Here is a 14814-nt window from a genome sequence, read left to right as displayed (position 1 = left end):
CGAATAGCTTTCGCAAGACAACTCGGGCCCCGCAGTCGAAAGACTGTGGGGCCCGAGTGCGTTACGGCGCTTGAACGACGACGGTTCCGCGCATCTCGGGATGCGGTGTGCAGGTGTAGTCGTAAGTTCCGGGTTCGGTGAACGTGTAGGTGTAGGTTCCCGATTTCTTGAGCGGACTGCGGAGTTTGCCCTTCGCGTCGCCGAGGCCGTTGACGTCGTGGGCCATTCCGTTGTCGTCGAATACCCAGGTGACGGTGTCGCCGACGTTCACGGTGAGGGAAGTGGGGGAGTACGCCATCCCGGAGATGGTCACCACGGGTCCGCTCGCCGTCGTTTCGGCCGCAGATGGTGTGGTGTCTGTGCTGGAACTGCACCCGACCAGACCGAGGGCGAGGACGAGTCCCGCGATTGCCGGGCGAAGACGTGATTTCATGGTTCCGAGGGTAGCGACGGCAACTGAAGGGTTCCGACATGCGTGGGTACTACACAGCCGATCAGGTGCGAGCAGCGGAGGCGCCGCTGCTCGACAAGCTGCCCGACGGGGTGCTGATGCGTCGAGCGGCCTTCGGCCTTGCGCGAGTCGTCGCGGTCGAATTACGTTCCCGTACAGGATCGGTCGCGCATCGGTCGGTGACGCTTCTGGTCGGTACCGGCGACAACGGCGGTGATGCCCTGTGGGCGGGTGCGTTGCTCCGCAAACGAGGTGTGAGCGTGCGGGCCGTGTTGCTCGATCCGGCGCGCGCTCATCGGGCGGGCCTCGACGCTCTCTTGAAGGCCGGTGGCCGAGTCGCTGCCGACGTCGGGTCGCCGGATCTGGTGATCGACGGCATCGTCGGGATTTCCGGGCACGGCGGTCTGCGGCCTGACGCGGCTGAACTCGTCGGCCAACTGGATGCACCGATCGTGGCGGTCGATCTTCCGAGCGGCGTCGACGCGAACACCGGCTCGGTGGACGGCCCGTCGGTGACCGCTGACGTGACGGTCACATTCGGCGCGCTCAAGCCCGTACACGTACTCGCGGCTCCGTTGTGTGGTCGTGTCGAACTCGTGGACATCGGATTGAACGTCGGCGAACCCGAGTTCGGTTCACTCGATCCGGCGGAGGTCGGTGCGCTGTGGCCGGTGCCCGGCCCGGGGGACGACAAGTATTCGCAGGGTGTGGTGGGCATCGTTGCGGGAAGTGAGCAGTATCCCGGCGCGGGTGTGCTCTGTACCGGCGCCGCGGTGACCGCCACTTCCGGCCTGGTCCGCTACGCCGGGCACGGCTCCGCCGAGGTGCTCGCCCGGTTCCCGGAAGTGATTGCCAGTGAGACGTTCCACGCCGCGGGGCGGGTTCAGGCCTGGGTGGTCGGCCCCGGCATGGGTACCGACGACGACGCCGCGCGGCTTCTGGCGTCGGTGCTGGCTACTGATGTACCCGTTGTTGTCGATGCGGACGGACTCACCCTCCTCGCTCAGCGTCCCGAACTTGTCGCAGCCCGCACCGCGCCGACATTGTTGACGCCCCACGCCGGCGAGTTCGCACGATTCACACCCCTGGGCGACGACAGAATCGCGTCCACACGTGCTCTCGCCGAGCGCCTCGGAGTCACCGTTCTGCTGAAGGGCCGTACGACGGTGATTTCGGATCCCGGCGGTGAGGTCCTGGTCAACGACGCCGGCGGCTCCTGGGCGTCGACCGCAGGCTCGGGCGACATCCTCTCCGGTGTGATCGGCGCGTTGCTGGCGGCGGGACTGAGCCCTCTCGAAGCCGGGGCCGTCGGGGCGCGGGCTCACGCATTGGCTGCGAATATCGCCGCTGCCGGCGATCAGAGCGATGTCGCCGGAGCACCGATTTCGGCTTCGCCCCTGCTGGGAGGTCTGCGCGAGTCGGTGCGTGTGCTTCGCTCTTTTGCCCTTGATTGAGGGTGTTCAAACCCGAACACGTGTCCGATTCTGCGTGGGTGGCAGGATTGTCGCCATGACGCTTGCCCAGGGAAGAGCACCGAAGGAGCCTGCCGAGGGGAAGGCGAGCCGACTCGAAGACGCAGTAGGGCCGCAGACGGAGGCAGTCGTCGATCTGGACGCGATCGCGCACAACGTGCGTGTTCTGCGTGAATTTGCCGGGGACGCCGCGTTGATGGCGGTCATCAAGGCGGACGGATACAACCACGGCGCAGTTGCGGTGGCGCGGACGGCGCTCTCGGCCGGAGCCCGGGAACTCGGCGTCACCACCATCGCGGAGGCATTGGTTCTTCGCGAGGCAGGCATCACCGCTCCCGTCCTGGCCTGGCTGCATGGCGTCGACGCCGATTTCTCCTCGGCGATCCGATCCGATGTCGAGATCGGCGTGTCCTCGCCGCGACACCTGGCTGCTGTCGTCGACGCGGCACGGGTTCTGGGACAACCAGCGACGGTGACGCTCAAGGTGGACACCGGTCTCAATCGCAACGGCGTATCGAGAACTGAGTGGCCGACGATGCTCGACGACCTCGCAACTGCCCGGGACGAGGGCACGATCAGGCTGCGCGGAGTGTTCTCCCATCTTGCGCACTCGGACGAACCGCATCACGACGTCATCGACATGCAGAAGCAGCGTTTGATCGACGCGGTTGCCGACGTCCGCGCTCGCGGATTCGAACCCGAAGTGGTTCATCTTTCCAACTCCGCCGCGACAGTCACCCGGCCTGACCTGCAATTTGACATGGTTCGGCCCGGAATTGCGATATATGGATTGTCTCCGGTGCCCGAACTCGGAGATTTCGGTTTACGACCGGCGATGACGCTGCGAGCGAAGGTGATTCTGGTGAAGAAGGTGGCCGCCGGAGAGGGCGTCTCCTACGGGCATCAGTGGGTCGCACCGCACGACACCACTCTTGCGCTCCTTCCCGTCGGCTACGCCGACGGTCTGTCTCGTTCACTCAGCGGCAAGTTCGAAGTGCAGTTGGGCGGTAAGCGTCGCCAGGCCGTCGGGCGGATCTGCATGGACCAGGTATTGGTGGACCTGGGGCCGGACGGCGACGGAGTTCGCGAAGGTGACACCGCGATCTTCTTCGGCAACGGCGATCACGGCGAACCCAACGCGCAGGCCTGGGCCGACGTACTCGACACGATTCACTACGAGGTCGTGACCGGAATACGTGGACGCACTGTGCGTACGTACATCGGGGGAGAGACGTCATGAAGACTGCAGGAAAGATGAGCATTCTCGGTGGCCTGCTCAGCGCTGTGGCGCTCGGCTCGATGGCCGGCGTGAATGCATTCAAGACCGCGACGCGTCCGGGCCGGGAAATCTACGCGGACGAGGACTTCGACCTGATGACGCGCGACCGCAAGAGCACTGTGCGCACCGAGGACGGTGTCGAGCTCGCAGTTCGCGAAGTGGGGCCGGATGACGCTCCGCTGACAGTCGTTTTCGTGCACGGGTACTGCCTGAGTGCGCTGTCCTGGCATTTCCAGCGCCGCCAGCTCGAAGAGCGATGGGGCAACACGGTTCGAATGGTGTTCTACGACCAGCGCGGACACGGAGATTCGGGCATGCCGCGTTCGAAGAGTTGTACGGTCTCGCAGCTGGGCCGCGACCTCGCGACTGTCGTCGAGGCCAAAGTGCCCAATGGACCGATAGTTCTGGTCGGTCACTCGATGGGCGGCATGACGGTGCTCGCGCTCGCCGGTCAGCGACCCGAATGGTTCGAGGGACGAGTCATCGGCGTCGGGCTGGTCGCGACGACGGCGGCCGGGCTGGCCGAGACCGGTCTGACCCGTAATCTGCAGAATCCGATCATCGACGGGTTCCGGTTGGCAGTGCGCACCTCGCCAGGAGTGGTTCAGCATGCGCGCGGCGCTGCGCGAGTACTGATCACGCCGATCCTGCGTGCGGCCTCGTACGGCACCGATGTCAGCCCGCGGCTGCATGAACTGTCGGACGGCATGCTCGACCGGACCTCGGTCGTGACCATCGTCAATTTCTTGCGGACGTTGGAACTGCACGACGAGTCCGCTTCCCTCGAGGTCCTCGCGAACACACCGGCAGTCGTGATCTGCGGCGATCAAGACATGATGATTCCGTTCATCAGCTCGAAGCGTCTCGCTGCCGATCTCCCCGAATCCGAACTCGTGAGAGTTCACGGGGCAGGCCATCTGGTGCAGCTCGAGTTCCCGGCGATCGTGACGGACGCAATCGACAAGCTCGTGCAGCGAGCGCAGGTAGAAGAGCGGTCCGATGTCGGCTGAGAACTCCACTGGACTTCCCGTGTCCGGACAGATCACGTTGGAAACGGCCGAAGATACCGAGGCTTTCGGCCGACGCTTGGCGGCGGGACTTGTTGCCGGCGACCTGGTGGTGCTGGACGGGCCACTCGGGGCAGGCAAGACCGCGTTGACTCGCGGAATCGGAGCCGGTCTCGGGGTGCAGGGCCGGGTGACGTCCCCGACGTTTGTCATCGCTCGCGAGCATCGTCCAGGTACCCGCCCCGGCGGCGGAGTTCCTGTCGGCATGATTCACGTCGACGCATACCGGCTGGGTGACAGCGGACCGCACGCGCTCGATGAACTCGATGCCCTCGACCTCGACACCGACCTCACCGATGCAGTGGTGGTGGTGGAATGGGGTGGTGACGTCGTGGAAAGGCTCGTCGAACGACACTTGCGAGTGCAGCTTCATCGGGAACCTGAATCGGATGTGCGGACGGCCAGCTGGATCTGGACGTCGTGAAACGGCGTTTGATGTTCCAGACGTCGTGACCCTCCCGGGCCGGAAGTAGTTCTTCACGTGCGGGTACCCTGAGAAATCGTGCTTGTTCTCGCAATTGACACCTCCACTCCGGCAGTCACTGCCGGAGTCGTCTCCCTGTCGGCTCCGTCTCCGAACACAGAGTCTCCGGACGCAGTGGAGACGCTTGCCGTGCGTGTCACGGTCAATCCTCGTGCGCACGCCGAGGTGTTGACCCCTCACGTCCTCGAATGCCTCGCCGAGGCAGGGATCACTCCGGCAGAGTTGAACGCCGTTGTCGTGGGTGTCGGGCCGGGGCCGTACACCGGGCTGCGCGTCGGCATGGCGACAGGCGCTGCCTTCGGTGATGCACTCGGTGTTCCCGTGTACGGCGTGTGCAGTCTCGACGCCATCGCGGCTGCGGTACCGACCACACAGAGCCTGCTCGTCGTGACTGACGCGAGGCGTCGCGAGATCTACTGGGCGCGCTATGCCGGAGGGGTGCGCGTCGAAGGACCGGCTGTGAATTCCGCCGGCGACGTTGATCCTTCGCCTTCGACGCTGATTGCCGGATCCGCTTCGCACGTGGACTTCTTCGATCTGCCCGTCGACCCGGCGGAAACACCGTCACCGGCCGGGTTGGTGACAGTCGCTGCTCGCGAGATTCTGGCCGGCTCGGTTCCGGCCCCGCTGGAGCCGCTGTACCTCCGACGCCCGGACGCGAAGACCCTCGCAGAACGTGGCAAGTGAGACAGAGCAGATGAAGTACAGCATCGAGCCGATGAACGTCGATGACGCCGAACGGTGCGCGGAGTTGGAACGCGCGTTGTTCGCGGGCGACGGTCCCTGGAGCGCGCAAGCATTCGTTTCGGAACTTGCCGGCGCACATAATCATTACTTCGTTGCCAGAGAACCAGACGGTCACGTCCTCGGATACGCCGGAGTTGCCTTGTTGGGGGCGTCGCCGAACATGGAGGCCGAGGTTCACACCATCGGTACGGATCCCTCGACTCAGCGACTGGGAATCGGCGGCGCGTTGCTCGATGCGCTTCTGGCCCTGGCGGATTCACGGCAGTGCCCGGTGTTCCTGGAAGTGCGCACCGACAACGAGCCTGCCATCGCGCTGTACCGACGCGAAGGATTCGAGATCGTCGGAACGCGAAAGAAGTACTACCAGCCCAGTGGGGCAGATGCGTACACGATGAGACGGCCTGCCGTGCTCGGTGTCCGCGAAATTGAGGAGCAGCAAGCATGATCGTCATGGGTGTCGAAAGCTCTTGCGACGAAACAGGTGTCGGCATCGTTCGCTGGAACGGTGACGGAACCTGCGACCTGTTGGCCGACGAGGTGGCATCGAGCGTGGATCAGCACGCCAGATACGGGGGAGTGGTTCCCGAAGTGGCCTCACGGGCTCACCTCGAGGCGATAGTACCGACGATGCGCCGCGCTCTTGCGGCCGCCGGTGTCGAGAAGCCCGACGCACTCGCCGTCACCATCGGACCCGGCCTGGCCGGCGCGCTGCTGGTCGGTGTCGCCGCAGCGAAAGCCTATGCGGCAGCATGGAACATCCCGTTCTATGCGGTCAATCATCTCGGTGGCCACGTCTCGGTGGACACTCTCGAACACGGTCCGTTGCCCTCGTGCGTCGCATTGCTGGTCTCCGGTGGTCACACGCACCTGCTTCACGTCGAAGATCTGGGCAAGCCCATCGTCGAGCTGGGAACGACTGTCGACGACGCCGCCGGCGAGGCCTTCGACAAGGTGGCCAGACTGCTCGGACTCGGCTTTCCCGGCGGACCGGCACTCGATGCTGCAGCGCAAGAGGGAGATCGGAACGCAATCGCCTTCCCTCGCGGCATGACGGGGCTGCGCGATTCGCGGCACGACTTCTCGTTCTCGGGACTCAAGACGTCCGTCGCCCGCTATGTCGAATCGAAAGAGCGCGCAGGCGAGACCTTTTCGATCCCGGACATCGCCGCCTCGTTCCAGGAAGCCGTTGCCGACGTCCTGACGATGAAGGCAGTGCGTGCAGCCAAGGACGTCGGGGTCGACACCTTGGTCCTCGGCGGCGGCGCCACGGCCAATTCACGTATTCGCTCACTCGCCGAGCAGCGCTGCGCCGAAGCCGACATCACGTTGCGCATTCCGAAACCTCGACTCTGCACGGACAACGGCGTGATGATCGCTTCGCTGGCCGCCCACCTGATCGGAAACGGCGCAGGCCCTTCGGAATTGAGTGTCGCCACGGACCCGGGGCTGTCGGTCTCGATCAGCCAGTTGATGCGCTGAGAATCGACCGACCGAGAATCAACCGACTGGGACCGGTTCCCGATCCGGTGTGGTCGCGGGACCGGTTTCGGGCATCGAGGTATTCGGTTCACCGGGCTTAGTCGTCGGATCACCACCGCCGGGGGTCGTGATTTCGGTTTCGGTGGAACCGCTTCCAGGGTTTTCCGGCGTCGTCGGGTTTTCTCCGCCGCTTTCGCCCGGGCCGATGCCGCCGCCGGGGTTCGCCTCGGTCGGATCGACCGGAGGCGTCGCCTCGGTGTCCGGGAGCGTCGGCCACCACGCCGGTGGATCGGGCAGTGTGACCCCCGGGATGGTCGGCCAACCCGGTGAGGTTGGTGTGGTCGTCGGCGGCGTAGTTGTCGTCTCGGTGTCCGGGATCGGCGCAGGCGGAAGTGTGTACTGATGTGTTGTGTACGAGTGCGTGTCGTACGGCTGTGAGTCGAACGGCGTTGTGGGATAGCCGTACTGCGGGAACGTGCTGCCTGCTACCGAAGGCAGAGGATCATGCGAGGGGATGATCGTCGATCCGGTGCTCGTCGTCGCTTCGGGGCTCACCGTCGTCGTGGTCGAACCGGTTCCGACAGGCGAGACCGCGGTGTCGTCGGTCGGCACCAATTCCTTTGCACCGTAGCCGAGTACCAGTCCGCCGACCACGAGCGCACCGATCAAAGCGCCCGAGACCTTGGCGGTGGATCCGGAGCGCTGGTCACTTCCGGAGCCCAGCAGGGGGAAACGAATTGCGGTGATCGAATCTGCCAGGAGTGCAGCACCTTTGGTTGCCGCAGTCTCGGGCTCGACGATCTCGACCAGTGGGAGATCGACGGCAGCGGCGACGGCGGACCGCACGGCCGGAATGTGTGCGCCACCGCCGATGAGCACAACGGCTCCGACGGGCCGCGGTGAGCCGTTCACGACTTCACGGATGAAGGTGACGGCGCGCCCGATATCCGGGGCGATGATGGCTTCGAACTCGTCGCGCGTGATTGCCATGGCGTCGACGGGAAGGTCGATGGTCACCTTGGTGGCAGTGGACAGTTGCTCCTTCGCGACGTGGCACCGGGCGGAAAGAAGTTCCGCGTCGGTGTACCGGCGCAGGTGCCCTGGCGCCTTCTCGGTCACGAAGTCGACCAGTGCCCGGTCGATTCCGGCCCCCGCGAGGGCGTCGATGCGGTCGGAATGCAGAACTTCACCGGTGTGGTCGACGACGGACACCGTCAGACCCTGATCGCCGACGTCGACCTGAGCTGTCGTGTCGTACCGCTCGGTTTTCCCGGTCTCGGCGAGATACGCGTGTACTGCGGCAGGTTCAGGGATGGCACGGACCTGCTTCGGCGAGCGCGAGAGAGATGACTTGATGCTCGCGAGCTGGTCGTCGGTGCGATAGCTGACACCGATCGAGCGCGGCGCTTCAGATCCGTCCGTTACCTGCGTCGTCATCAGCTTGATGGATGCTCTGACGAGGTCACCGACGTTGGAATTGGCCTGATCCGCCGAGACGAAGCGAGTCTCGGCAGGCACGGCGCCTGGCGCGTTTGTGCTGGTATCGGTGTCGACGAGTGCTGAATAGACACCGGAAGATCCAGTGGAAATTCCCAGTGAACAACTCATCGCACACCTCCTCACAGTCAATACCGGTCAATGTTCAATCGACCGCCGTTATATGAACGTTACAGAAGGTTCGTGAGGATTGCTCAGTGCTTTTCGTCTCCGTGACGTCCTTTTCGGACCGAAAGGGTGGTTTTACCTGCGAAATTGTCGATCATTGATTCATGCGGAAAAAAGGCGATTCTCCCCACATCGACCGGGATCGACGACGCACCCTGATCCGGGGTGCACTGCTTCGACCCACGCTGACGATGATCGCCTTCGGATGTGCGTACTTCTTCCTGCCGTGGATCGATGTCCACACCGTGGGTGCGATTTTCCTCTTGATCGGTGGAGGAGCGGCGGTGCTTGCCGTGACGACCTGGCAGGTGCGTCGAATTCTGCGTTCCGATGTGCCCTCTCTGCAGGCGGTTGAAGCAGTGGCGGTCGTGATGCCGACCTACTTACTCTTGGTGTCCATCACCTATTTTTCGGTCGAGCATGCGAGCGTCGGCAGTTTCACCGAACCGCTGTCGCGTATGGCGGCCCTGTACTTTTCGCTGTCGGTGTTCTCGACCGTCGGCTTCGGTGACATCGCTGCACAGACGGACCTTGCCAGGGGACTCGTGAGCCTTCAGATCGTCTGCAATCTGGTGTTGATCGGATTCGGAGTTCGATTCGTCGTTGCCGCAGTGTCGTGGGCGAAAGCGCACCGCTCGCCTTCGAGCGGACCAGAAGCCATCTAGGGCACTGAAGTTACCGAGGACACTGAAGTCACCCAGGACACTGCGGCAAACGGAGTCATCGTCCGGTGTGGACCAACAATTCGACGTTCTGGTCGACGCCGGCACCCGTCAGCTTCGGGTCGCGGTGGATGTCGTTGAACGACAGTTCGCGGTACAGCGAGGCGAGTCCGGCCGCCGACTTGTCGCTGTAGTCGACGGAATTGGGGCTTTCCGCTTCGAAGAGCGTCGCAAGCAACGACACCGTTCCGTCGTGGTTGTCCGCGATCTCGATGATGCGCCCGAGCTGCGGGTAGTCGATGTGAGAGGCGGTGTTGATCTCCCAGAAGCCCTGCTCGGGGGTCGCGCCGGGCCACGGGGTGATCTTGTTCTCGTGGGTGTGTCCGTTGACCCAGGCAAGCACGTTCGGGAAACGATGCAGCAAGTCGAGAAGCTGTGATCCGCGCAGGCGTGGCTCGAGGACGTTCTCGGGGTCGGGAACGAGATTGTCCATCGTGTCGCTCGTGTGGTGACTGAACAGCACGAAATACGTGTCGCTGCGCGACTCCGTGACACGAGAGCCCGCGGCGTCGTAGTAGGTGCTGCTGCCGGCGCGCAGGGTGTTCTCGATCCACTGGAACTGAGCGGCGCCCAGCGAACCGTCGACAAGGCCTGCGCGGTTGGTGGAGTCCATGCTGATACCGACGACGCCCGGTGCGATCTGGAACGAGTAGTAACCGATACCGGTTTCTCCGGCGTCGGGAGCGAAACCGTGCCCGACGGGACCGGGCCCGGTGTGCGCGGGGTCGAGATGCGCGGCGATGAACTGCCGGGGTGTGAACGGCGCGCGCGACGGGTCGGGGGTGACCTGGCGCGGCGGCGTCGTGAAGGCGGACAGGATTCCGGGAATCGCACTGGGATCGAACTTGGTGGCGACGTCGATCTGCTTGGCCTGCTCCGGTGAACCGGGCACCTCGAATTTGAGAGATCCCGTGTACATCGCTTCGAGCGGCGGGATGCCGCTGGGCACCGTGCCGGACACCGAATCGTCGTGGTTGCCGAACACGCAGTACCAAGGGGTGTTCAGGCCGGGGCTCGACACGGGAGTGAAAGCGGCACCGAAGAAGTCCGGGATCTCCGGGAAACCGGCCTTCTTGTACATGTCGAGCATCGGTGACTCGGGGTTCCAGTAGAGATCGGCACCCGAGTTCTGCACGCCCTCGTAGCGGTCCTTGGCACCGGTGTTGGCGACGACGGTTCCGCCGTTGAGTGAGGTGAGGAACCAGTCGAGTTCGGCGAATTCCTTGTTGTCGGTGTTGTCGCCGGTGGTGACGACGGCATCGAAGGGGCGAGAGGTGTGCGGGCCACTGCCGATCGAATTGACGCGTCGGACAAGCGAAATCAACCCGTGCGCCGTCAAGGTCTCCTGGGGGCGGAACGCCGAGCCGGTGATCTGATGGACGTATTCGAAGCGCATGGGGGACTGGGCGTCGACGATGTGGACGTCGGTCAACTGCACGAGTGAGGCGAGCGCGGTGCGTCGGTCCTCGCGTCCCGACTTCGGCTCGGCCAACTCGCTGCGCACGATGTTCGCCCAACCGGGCCCGGCGGTGAGCTTGGTGTAGCCGCTGCTGCTGACGGGGGTGGACACGGACTCGAGAGTGGTGCCGGGGCCGGACGTCGGAATGGTCGACGCGCCTGCGTATTGCAGGCCCCACGGCTTGCCAAGGCTGACCGCGCCGACGGCGCCGAGTCCGGCGAAGGTCAGAAAACTACGGCGATTGATGTTCGTCACGAAGTGAACAATAGGTGAACGTGGTGGACGGCTGTCCTGTTTCGCTCTGGACGAAGAGAAAAATGCGCCCAGTCCTTGAGGGTTGGCACTCTCACGTATAGAGTGCCAATTGGCGCTGATCGAGTTCCGGCACCCGCGACGACGGGACTGCAGTGACGCGCCGTAAACGGCATACCCAAACAGCTGTCCGAGGATCGCCTCGGACGCACATACCCCAAAGTGGAGGGCTCATCGTGGCGAGCGTCAACATCAAGCCGCTCGAGGACAAGATCCTCGTCCAGGCCAACGAGGCTGAAACGACGACGGCTTCCGGCCTGGTCATTCCTGACACAGCCAAGGAAAAGCCCCAGGAGGGCACCGTCGTTGCAGTCGGCGAAGGCCGCGTCAACGAGCAGGGCAACCGCATCCCGGTCGACGTCAAGGAGGGTGACACGGTCATCTACTCCAAGTACGGCGGAACCGAGATCAAGTACGCCGGCCAGGAATACCTGATCCTGTCGGCACGCGACGTGCTGGCTGTCGTCTCCAAGTAAGACACACGTGATCCGCCCCGGAGTCCACACAGGATCCCGGGGCGGAATGCGTTCACGCCCCGAAGATTCAGGAGCTGACAGAACAGATGTCCAAGCAAATTGCGTTCAACGAGACCGCACGCCGCGCTCTCGAAGCCGGAGTCGACAAGCTTGCCGACGCCGTCAAGGTGACCTTGGGCCCGCGTGGACGCCACGTCGTGCTCGCCAAGGCATTCGGCGGCCCCACCGTCACCAACGACGGTGTGAGCATCGCCCGTGAGATCGAACTCGAAGATCCCTTCGAGAACCTCGGCGCACAGCTCGTCAAGAGTGTCGCCACCAAGACCAACGATGTTGCCGGCGACGGCACCACCACCGCGACCGTTCTGGCCCAGGCCATCGTCCGCGGCGGACTCAAGAACATCGCAGCGGGCGCGAACCCGATGGCTCTCGGCGTCGGCATCAACGCCGCAGCCGACAAGGTCGTCGAGGAACTGCTCGCCGCAGCCACCCCCGTCGAGGGCGAGAAGTCGATCGCTCAGGTCGCCACCGTTTCCTCGCGTGACGAGGAGATCGGCAAGCTCGTCGGCGAGGCACTCACCCGTGTCGGAACCGACGGCGTCGTGACGGTCGAGGAATCCTCCACCGTCGCAACCGAACTCGTTGTCACCGAAGGTGTGCAGTTCGACAAGGGCTACCTCTCGCCCTACTTCGTCACCGACATCGATGCGCAGAAGGCCGTCTACGAAGACGCGCTGATCCTGCTCTTCCGCGAGAAGATCAGCTCGCTTCCCGACTTCCTCCCGCTGCTCGAGAAGGTTGCCGAATCCGGCAAGCCGCTCTTGATCATCGCCGAGGACGTCGAGGGTGAAGTTCTCTCCACCCTGGTGGTCAACTCCATCCGCAAGACCATCAAGGCCGTCGCCGTCAAGGCGCCGTTCTTCGGTGATCGTCGCAAGGCATTCCTCGACGACCTCGCAGTCGTCACCGCCGGCACCGTCATCAACACCGACGTCGGCCTTTCCCTCAAGGAAGCCGGCCTCGAACTGCTCGGCAGCGCTCGCCGCGTTGTCGTCACCAAGGACGAGACGGTCATCGTCGACGGTGCAGGCACCGCTGACGACATCGCGGCCCGCGTCGCACAGCTGCGTCGCGAGATCGAGAACACCGATTCGGATTGGGATCGCGAGAAGCTCGAAGAGCGTCTGGCGAAGCTGTCCGGCGGCGTGGCCGTCATCAAGGTCGGCGCAGCCACCGAAACCGATCTGAAGGAACGTAAGTTCCGCGTCGAGGATGCGGTCAACGCAGCCAAGGCAGCAGTTTCCGAGGGCATCGTCCCCGGTGGCGGATCGGCTCTCGTCCAGGCCGGTACGGCACTGATCGGGAATCTCGGCTTGACGGGTGACGAGGCCACCGGCGTTGCCGTGGTCCGTGAAGCCCTCAACGCTCCGTTGTTCTGGATCTCCAGCAACGCAGGCATCGACGGTTCCGTCGTCGTCAGCAAGGTCGCCGAGATGACCAAGGGCGAAGGCTTCAACGCCGCCACCCTCACCTACGGAAACCTGCTTGCCGACGGCGTCGTCGACCCGGTCAAGGTCACTCGCTCGGCAGTGGTCAACGCCGCTTCCGTCGCGCGCATGATCCTCACCACCGAGAGCGCCGTCGTCGAGAAGCCGACCGAGGAAGTTGCCGACACCGGACACGGTCACAGCCACTGATTCGCTGCTCGTAGTTTCGACAAAGAAGAGATCCCCCACCGGNNCCGGTGGGGGATCTCTTCTCTCGTCTGGCGATCAGATGAGCGGGATCGTCGCGAACGGCTCGCTGGTGGGCTGCTGCGATCCGCCGGGCGGTTCAACCGTGAATGCCAACTTCGTGTTCGGGCCGATGCCGTCGAGCACCACCTGGGTAGTGGGTTTGACGTCGCCCGGAGCCATCGTCCCCATCGGGATCATCGTAGTGTCGTCGGTGTCGCCCGGCACCAGCCACATCTGGTAGACGGTATCCGGACTCGGGGGAGTCACATCGTTCATCACGAGGACTGCGGCGTCCTCGGAGGGCGAGAACAGCGTCGTGGCACTACCGCCGCCCGGGATTTCACGCGTCGTGGCATGAACGTCGGGTGCTGCCATGATTTCGGACGCTGCGTTCTGCGGCGGAGTGTTGTCGGACAGCGTGCGTCCGATTCCGATGCCGCCGACCAGGATTGCGACTGCGGCTGCCGCGGCAAGTGCAACGGTCCACGGACGTCGACGATTACGGCGCTCGGCCAGCGAGACGGGGGCGTCGGCAGCAGTCGTCTGTGCCGAGATCGAGGCGAGGACGCTACTACGCAGTGACGGCGGGGGCTCGACGGCGTCGACGACGGTCATCGCGGCCATGGTTTCGGCGGTGAGTCGGACCTGCGCGTCGAATTCGGCGCGGGTCGCGGAGTCCGAAGCGGCGAGGCGTCTGTCGACCTCACGGCGCTCGTCGAGGTCCAACGCATCGATCGCGTAGGCGTACGCGTAGTCGATCAGCTCTTCGTCCATCTCACATCACCCCCAAACATCCACGTAGGCGCAGTAGTCCGTCGCGAATTCGCGACTTGATCGTGGGAATCGCCACGCCGAGATCTTCGGCCACTTCGCGGTACGTTCGGCCGCCGTAATAGGCGAGAGTCACCGATTGGCGCTGAGTGTCCGTCAGCGTTTCGAGACAGTCCGTGACAGCACGATGCTCGTCTCTTCGCGTCACTTCGTCGCTGACGACGTCGAACTCGGGAGTGGCATTGGTGGTGTCGTAGAGAGCCTGTCGATCCGAACTCGACTGTTCGGAGCGCACGCGATCCACCGCGCGTCGGTGGGCAAGAGTCAGAAGCCAGGAGAGTGCGGACCCCTTGGCGGGGTCGAAACTGTCGGCCGATTTCCAGGCTTGGAGGTAGACCTCTTGGACCGCTTCCTCGGAGAAGCCTGGATCGCGGAGTACACGAAGAACCATGCCGTAGACGCGGGAGCTGGTTCGGTCGTAGAACTCGGCAAAGGCGTTCTGGTCGCCACCGGCGACGCTCGCGAGGATCACTGCCAGCTCGCGTGATTCCGCGATTCGAGCGGTGCGGGCCGCAGAGTTGTCCGTCGGGCATGCGTCGGCCGCATCCGACGCATGGTCTGGCTCGCTCACGAAGAGTTGTCTCGCTTCATCGCGTACAACCGTAGCGTGCATGTCCGGTTCTTTTCTCTTGGC

15 protein-coding genes are annotated in these 14814 nt (G+C 64.1%); 10 read left to right on the top strand and 5 right to left on the bottom strand.

What is annotated here, in order from left to right; genetic code table 11:
* Positions 1-61: 61 nt before the first annotated feature.
* Positions 62-433, bottom strand: coding sequence for a plastocyanin/azurin family copper-binding protein (locus DBV08_RS03670; protein WP_124566543.1), 372 nt, complete (start codon positions 431-433; stop codon positions 62-64).
* Between the two features lie 38 nt (positions 434-471).
* Between DBV08_RS03670 and DBV08_RS03665 the strand changes: the two genes are divergently transcribed.
* The 7 genes from DBV08_RS03665 to tsaD all read left to right on the top strand — a co-directional run bounded on the left by DBV08_RS03665 (position 472) and on the right by tsaD (position 6979).
* Positions 472-1905 (top strand): NAD(P)H-hydrate dehydratase, encoded by a 1434-nt coding sequence (locus tag DBV08_RS03665; protein WP_124566542.1) that lies wholly within the window; start codon positions 472-474, stop codon positions 1903-1905.
* Positions 1906-1960: 55 nt separating this feature from the next.
* Complete coding sequence (gene alr / locus DBV08_RS03660; RefSeq protein ID WP_124566541.1) at positions 1961-3163, top strand: alanine racemase; 1203 nt, start codon at positions 1961-1963, stop codon at positions 3161-3163.
* Complete coding sequence (locus DBV08_RS03655; RefSeq protein WP_124566540.1) at positions 3160-4212, top strand: alpha/beta fold hydrolase; 1053 nt, start codon at positions 3160-3162, stop codon at positions 4210-4212. Before alr ends, DBV08_RS03655 begins: the two co-directional genes overlap by 4 nt.
* Positions 4202-4693: a tRNA (adenosine(37)-N6)-threonylcarbamoyltransferase complex ATPase subunit type 1 TsaE gene (gene tsaE, locus DBV08_RS03650; protein ID WP_095968918.1), complete on the top strand. Its 492-nt coding sequence runs from the start codon at positions 4202-4204 to the stop codon at positions 4691-4693. Before DBV08_RS03655 ends, tsaE begins: the two co-directional genes overlap by 11 nt.
* A gap of 78 nt (positions 4694-4771) precedes the next feature.
* Positions 4772-5440, top strand: a complete 669-nt coding sequence (tsaB, locus tag DBV08_RS03645) for a tRNA (adenosine(37)-N6)-threonylcarbamoyltransferase complex dimerization subunit type 1 TsaB (RefSeq protein WP_124566539.1) — start codon at positions 4772-4774, stop codon at positions 5438-5440.
* Positions 5441-5450: 10 nt separating this feature from the next.
* Positions 5451-5945, top strand: a complete 495-nt coding sequence (rimI, locus tag DBV08_RS03640) for a ribosomal protein S18-alanine N-acetyltransferase (RefSeq protein WP_124566599.1) — start codon at positions 5451-5453, stop codon at positions 5943-5945.
* Positions 5942-6979, top strand: a complete 1038-nt coding sequence (gene tsaD, locus DBV08_RS03635; RefSeq protein WP_124566538.1) for a tRNA (adenosine(37)-N6)-threonylcarbamoyltransferase complex transferase subunit TsaD — start codon at positions 5942-5944, stop codon at positions 6977-6979. The genes rimI and tsaD overlap by 4 nt, the downstream gene beginning before the upstream one ends.
* Before the next feature lie 18 nt (positions 6980-6997).
* On the opposite strand, the gene DBV08_RS03630 is transcribed toward tsaD, so the two are convergent.
* Positions 6998-8587: an Hsp70 family protein gene (locus DBV08_RS03630; protein WP_124566537.1), complete on the bottom strand. Its 1590-nt coding sequence runs from the start codon at positions 8585-8587 to the stop codon at positions 6998-7000.
* A 161-nt stretch (positions 8588-8748) separates the two neighbouring features.
* On the opposite strand from DBV08_RS03630, the gene DBV08_RS03625 reads away from it, so the two are divergent.
* Entirely contained in the window at positions 8749-9309 is a 561-nt protein-coding gene (locus tag DBV08_RS03625; RefSeq protein WP_124566536.1) for a potassium channel family protein, read from the top strand.
* A gap of 55 nt (positions 9310-9364) precedes the next feature.
* On the opposite strand, the gene DBV08_RS03620 is transcribed toward DBV08_RS03625, so the two are convergent.
* Positions 9365-11080 (bottom strand): TIGR03767 family metallophosphoesterase, encoded by a 1716-nt coding sequence (locus tag DBV08_RS03620; protein ID WP_124566535.1) that lies wholly within the window; start codon positions 11078-11080, stop codon positions 9365-9367.
* 233 nt (positions 11081-11313) lie between these two features.
* Between DBV08_RS03620 and groES the strand changes: the two genes are divergently transcribed.
* A complete protein-coding gene (gene groES, locus DBV08_RS03615) occupies positions 11314-11613 on the top strand; it encodes a co-chaperone GroES (RefSeq protein WP_003940763.1) in 300 nt (99 codons plus the stop codon).
* Positions 11614-11699: 86 nt separating this feature from the next.
* Positions 11700-13310 (top strand): chaperonin GroEL, encoded by a 1611-nt coding sequence (groL, locus tag DBV08_RS03610; protein ID WP_124566534.1) that lies wholly within the window; start codon positions 11700-11702, stop codon positions 13308-13310.
* Positions 13311-13385: 75 nt separating this feature from the next.
* Here groL and DBV08_RS03605 read toward each other — a convergent pair whose 3' ends face one another.
* On the bottom strand, positions 13386-14123 hold the full coding sequence (locus tag DBV08_RS03605; RefSeq protein WP_095968924.1) for an anti-sigma factor domain-containing protein: 738 nt from the start codon (positions 14121-14123) through the stop codon (positions 13386-13388).
* 1 nt (position 14124) lies between these two features.
* A complete protein-coding gene (locus DBV08_RS03600; RefSeq protein WP_124566533.1) occupies positions 14125-14793 on the bottom strand; it encodes a sigma-70 family RNA polymerase sigma factor in 669 nt (222 codons plus the stop codon).
* Between the last annotated feature and the right edge of the window lie 21 nt (positions 14794-14814).

Source organism: Rhodococcus sp. KBW08 (assembly GCF_003852455.1).
In the GTDB taxonomy this organism is placed as follows: domain Bacteria; phylum Actinomycetota; class Actinomycetes; order Mycobacteriales; family Mycobacteriaceae; genus Rhodococcus_F; species Rhodococcus_F baikonurensis.
Note: the sequence above shows the minus strand (reverse complement) of the source record. Positions and strands in the feature narration are given on the sequence as shown.

Bases quoted from the DNA above. Each gene is read 5' to 3' on its own strand.
- groL (WP_124566534.1), top strand. From the start codon at position 11,700: ATGTCCAAGCAAATTGCGTTCAACGAGACCGCACGCCGCGCTCTCGAA.
- DBV08_RS03605 (WP_095968924.1), bottom strand. From the start codon at position 14,123: ATGGACGAAGAGCTGATCGACTACGCGTACGCCTACGCGATCGATGCG.
- rimI (WP_124566599.1), top strand. From the start codon at position 5,451: ATGAAGTACAGCATCGAGCCGATGAACGTCGATGACGCCGAACGGTGC.
- alr (WP_124566541.1), top strand. From the start codon at position 1,961: ATGACGCTTGCCCAGGGAAGAGCACCGAAGGAGCCTGCCGAGGGGAAG.
- DBV08_RS03655 (WP_124566540.1), top strand. From the start codon at position 3,160: ATGAAGACTGCAGGAAAGATGAGCATTCTCGGTGGCCTGCTCAGCGCT.
- tsaD (WP_124566538.1), top strand. From the start codon at position 5,942: ATGATCGTCATGGGTGTCGAAAGCTCTTGCGACGAAACAGGTGTCGGC.
- tsaE (WP_095968918.1), top strand. From the start codon at position 4,202: ATGTCGGCTGAGAACTCCACTGGACTTCCCGTGTCCGGACAGATCACG.
- DBV08_RS03630 (WP_124566537.1), bottom strand. From the start codon at position 8,587: ATGAGTTGTTCACTGGGAATTTCCACTGGATCTTCCGGTGTCTATTCA.
- DBV08_RS03670 (WP_124566543.1), bottom strand. From the start codon at position 433: ATGAAATCACGTCTTCGCCCGGCAATCGCGGGACTCGTCCTCGCCCTC.
- DBV08_RS03625 (WP_124566536.1), top strand. From the start codon at position 8,749: ATGCGGAAAAAAGGCGATTCTCCCCACATCGACCGGGATCGACGACGC.
- DBV08_RS03665 (WP_124566542.1), top strand. From the start codon at position 472: ATGCGTGGGTACTACACAGCCGATCAGGTGCGAGCAGCGGAGGCGCCG.
- DBV08_RS03600 (WP_124566533.1), bottom strand. From the start codon at position 14,793: ATGCACGCTACGGTTGTACGCGATGAAGCGAGACAACTCTTCGTGAGC.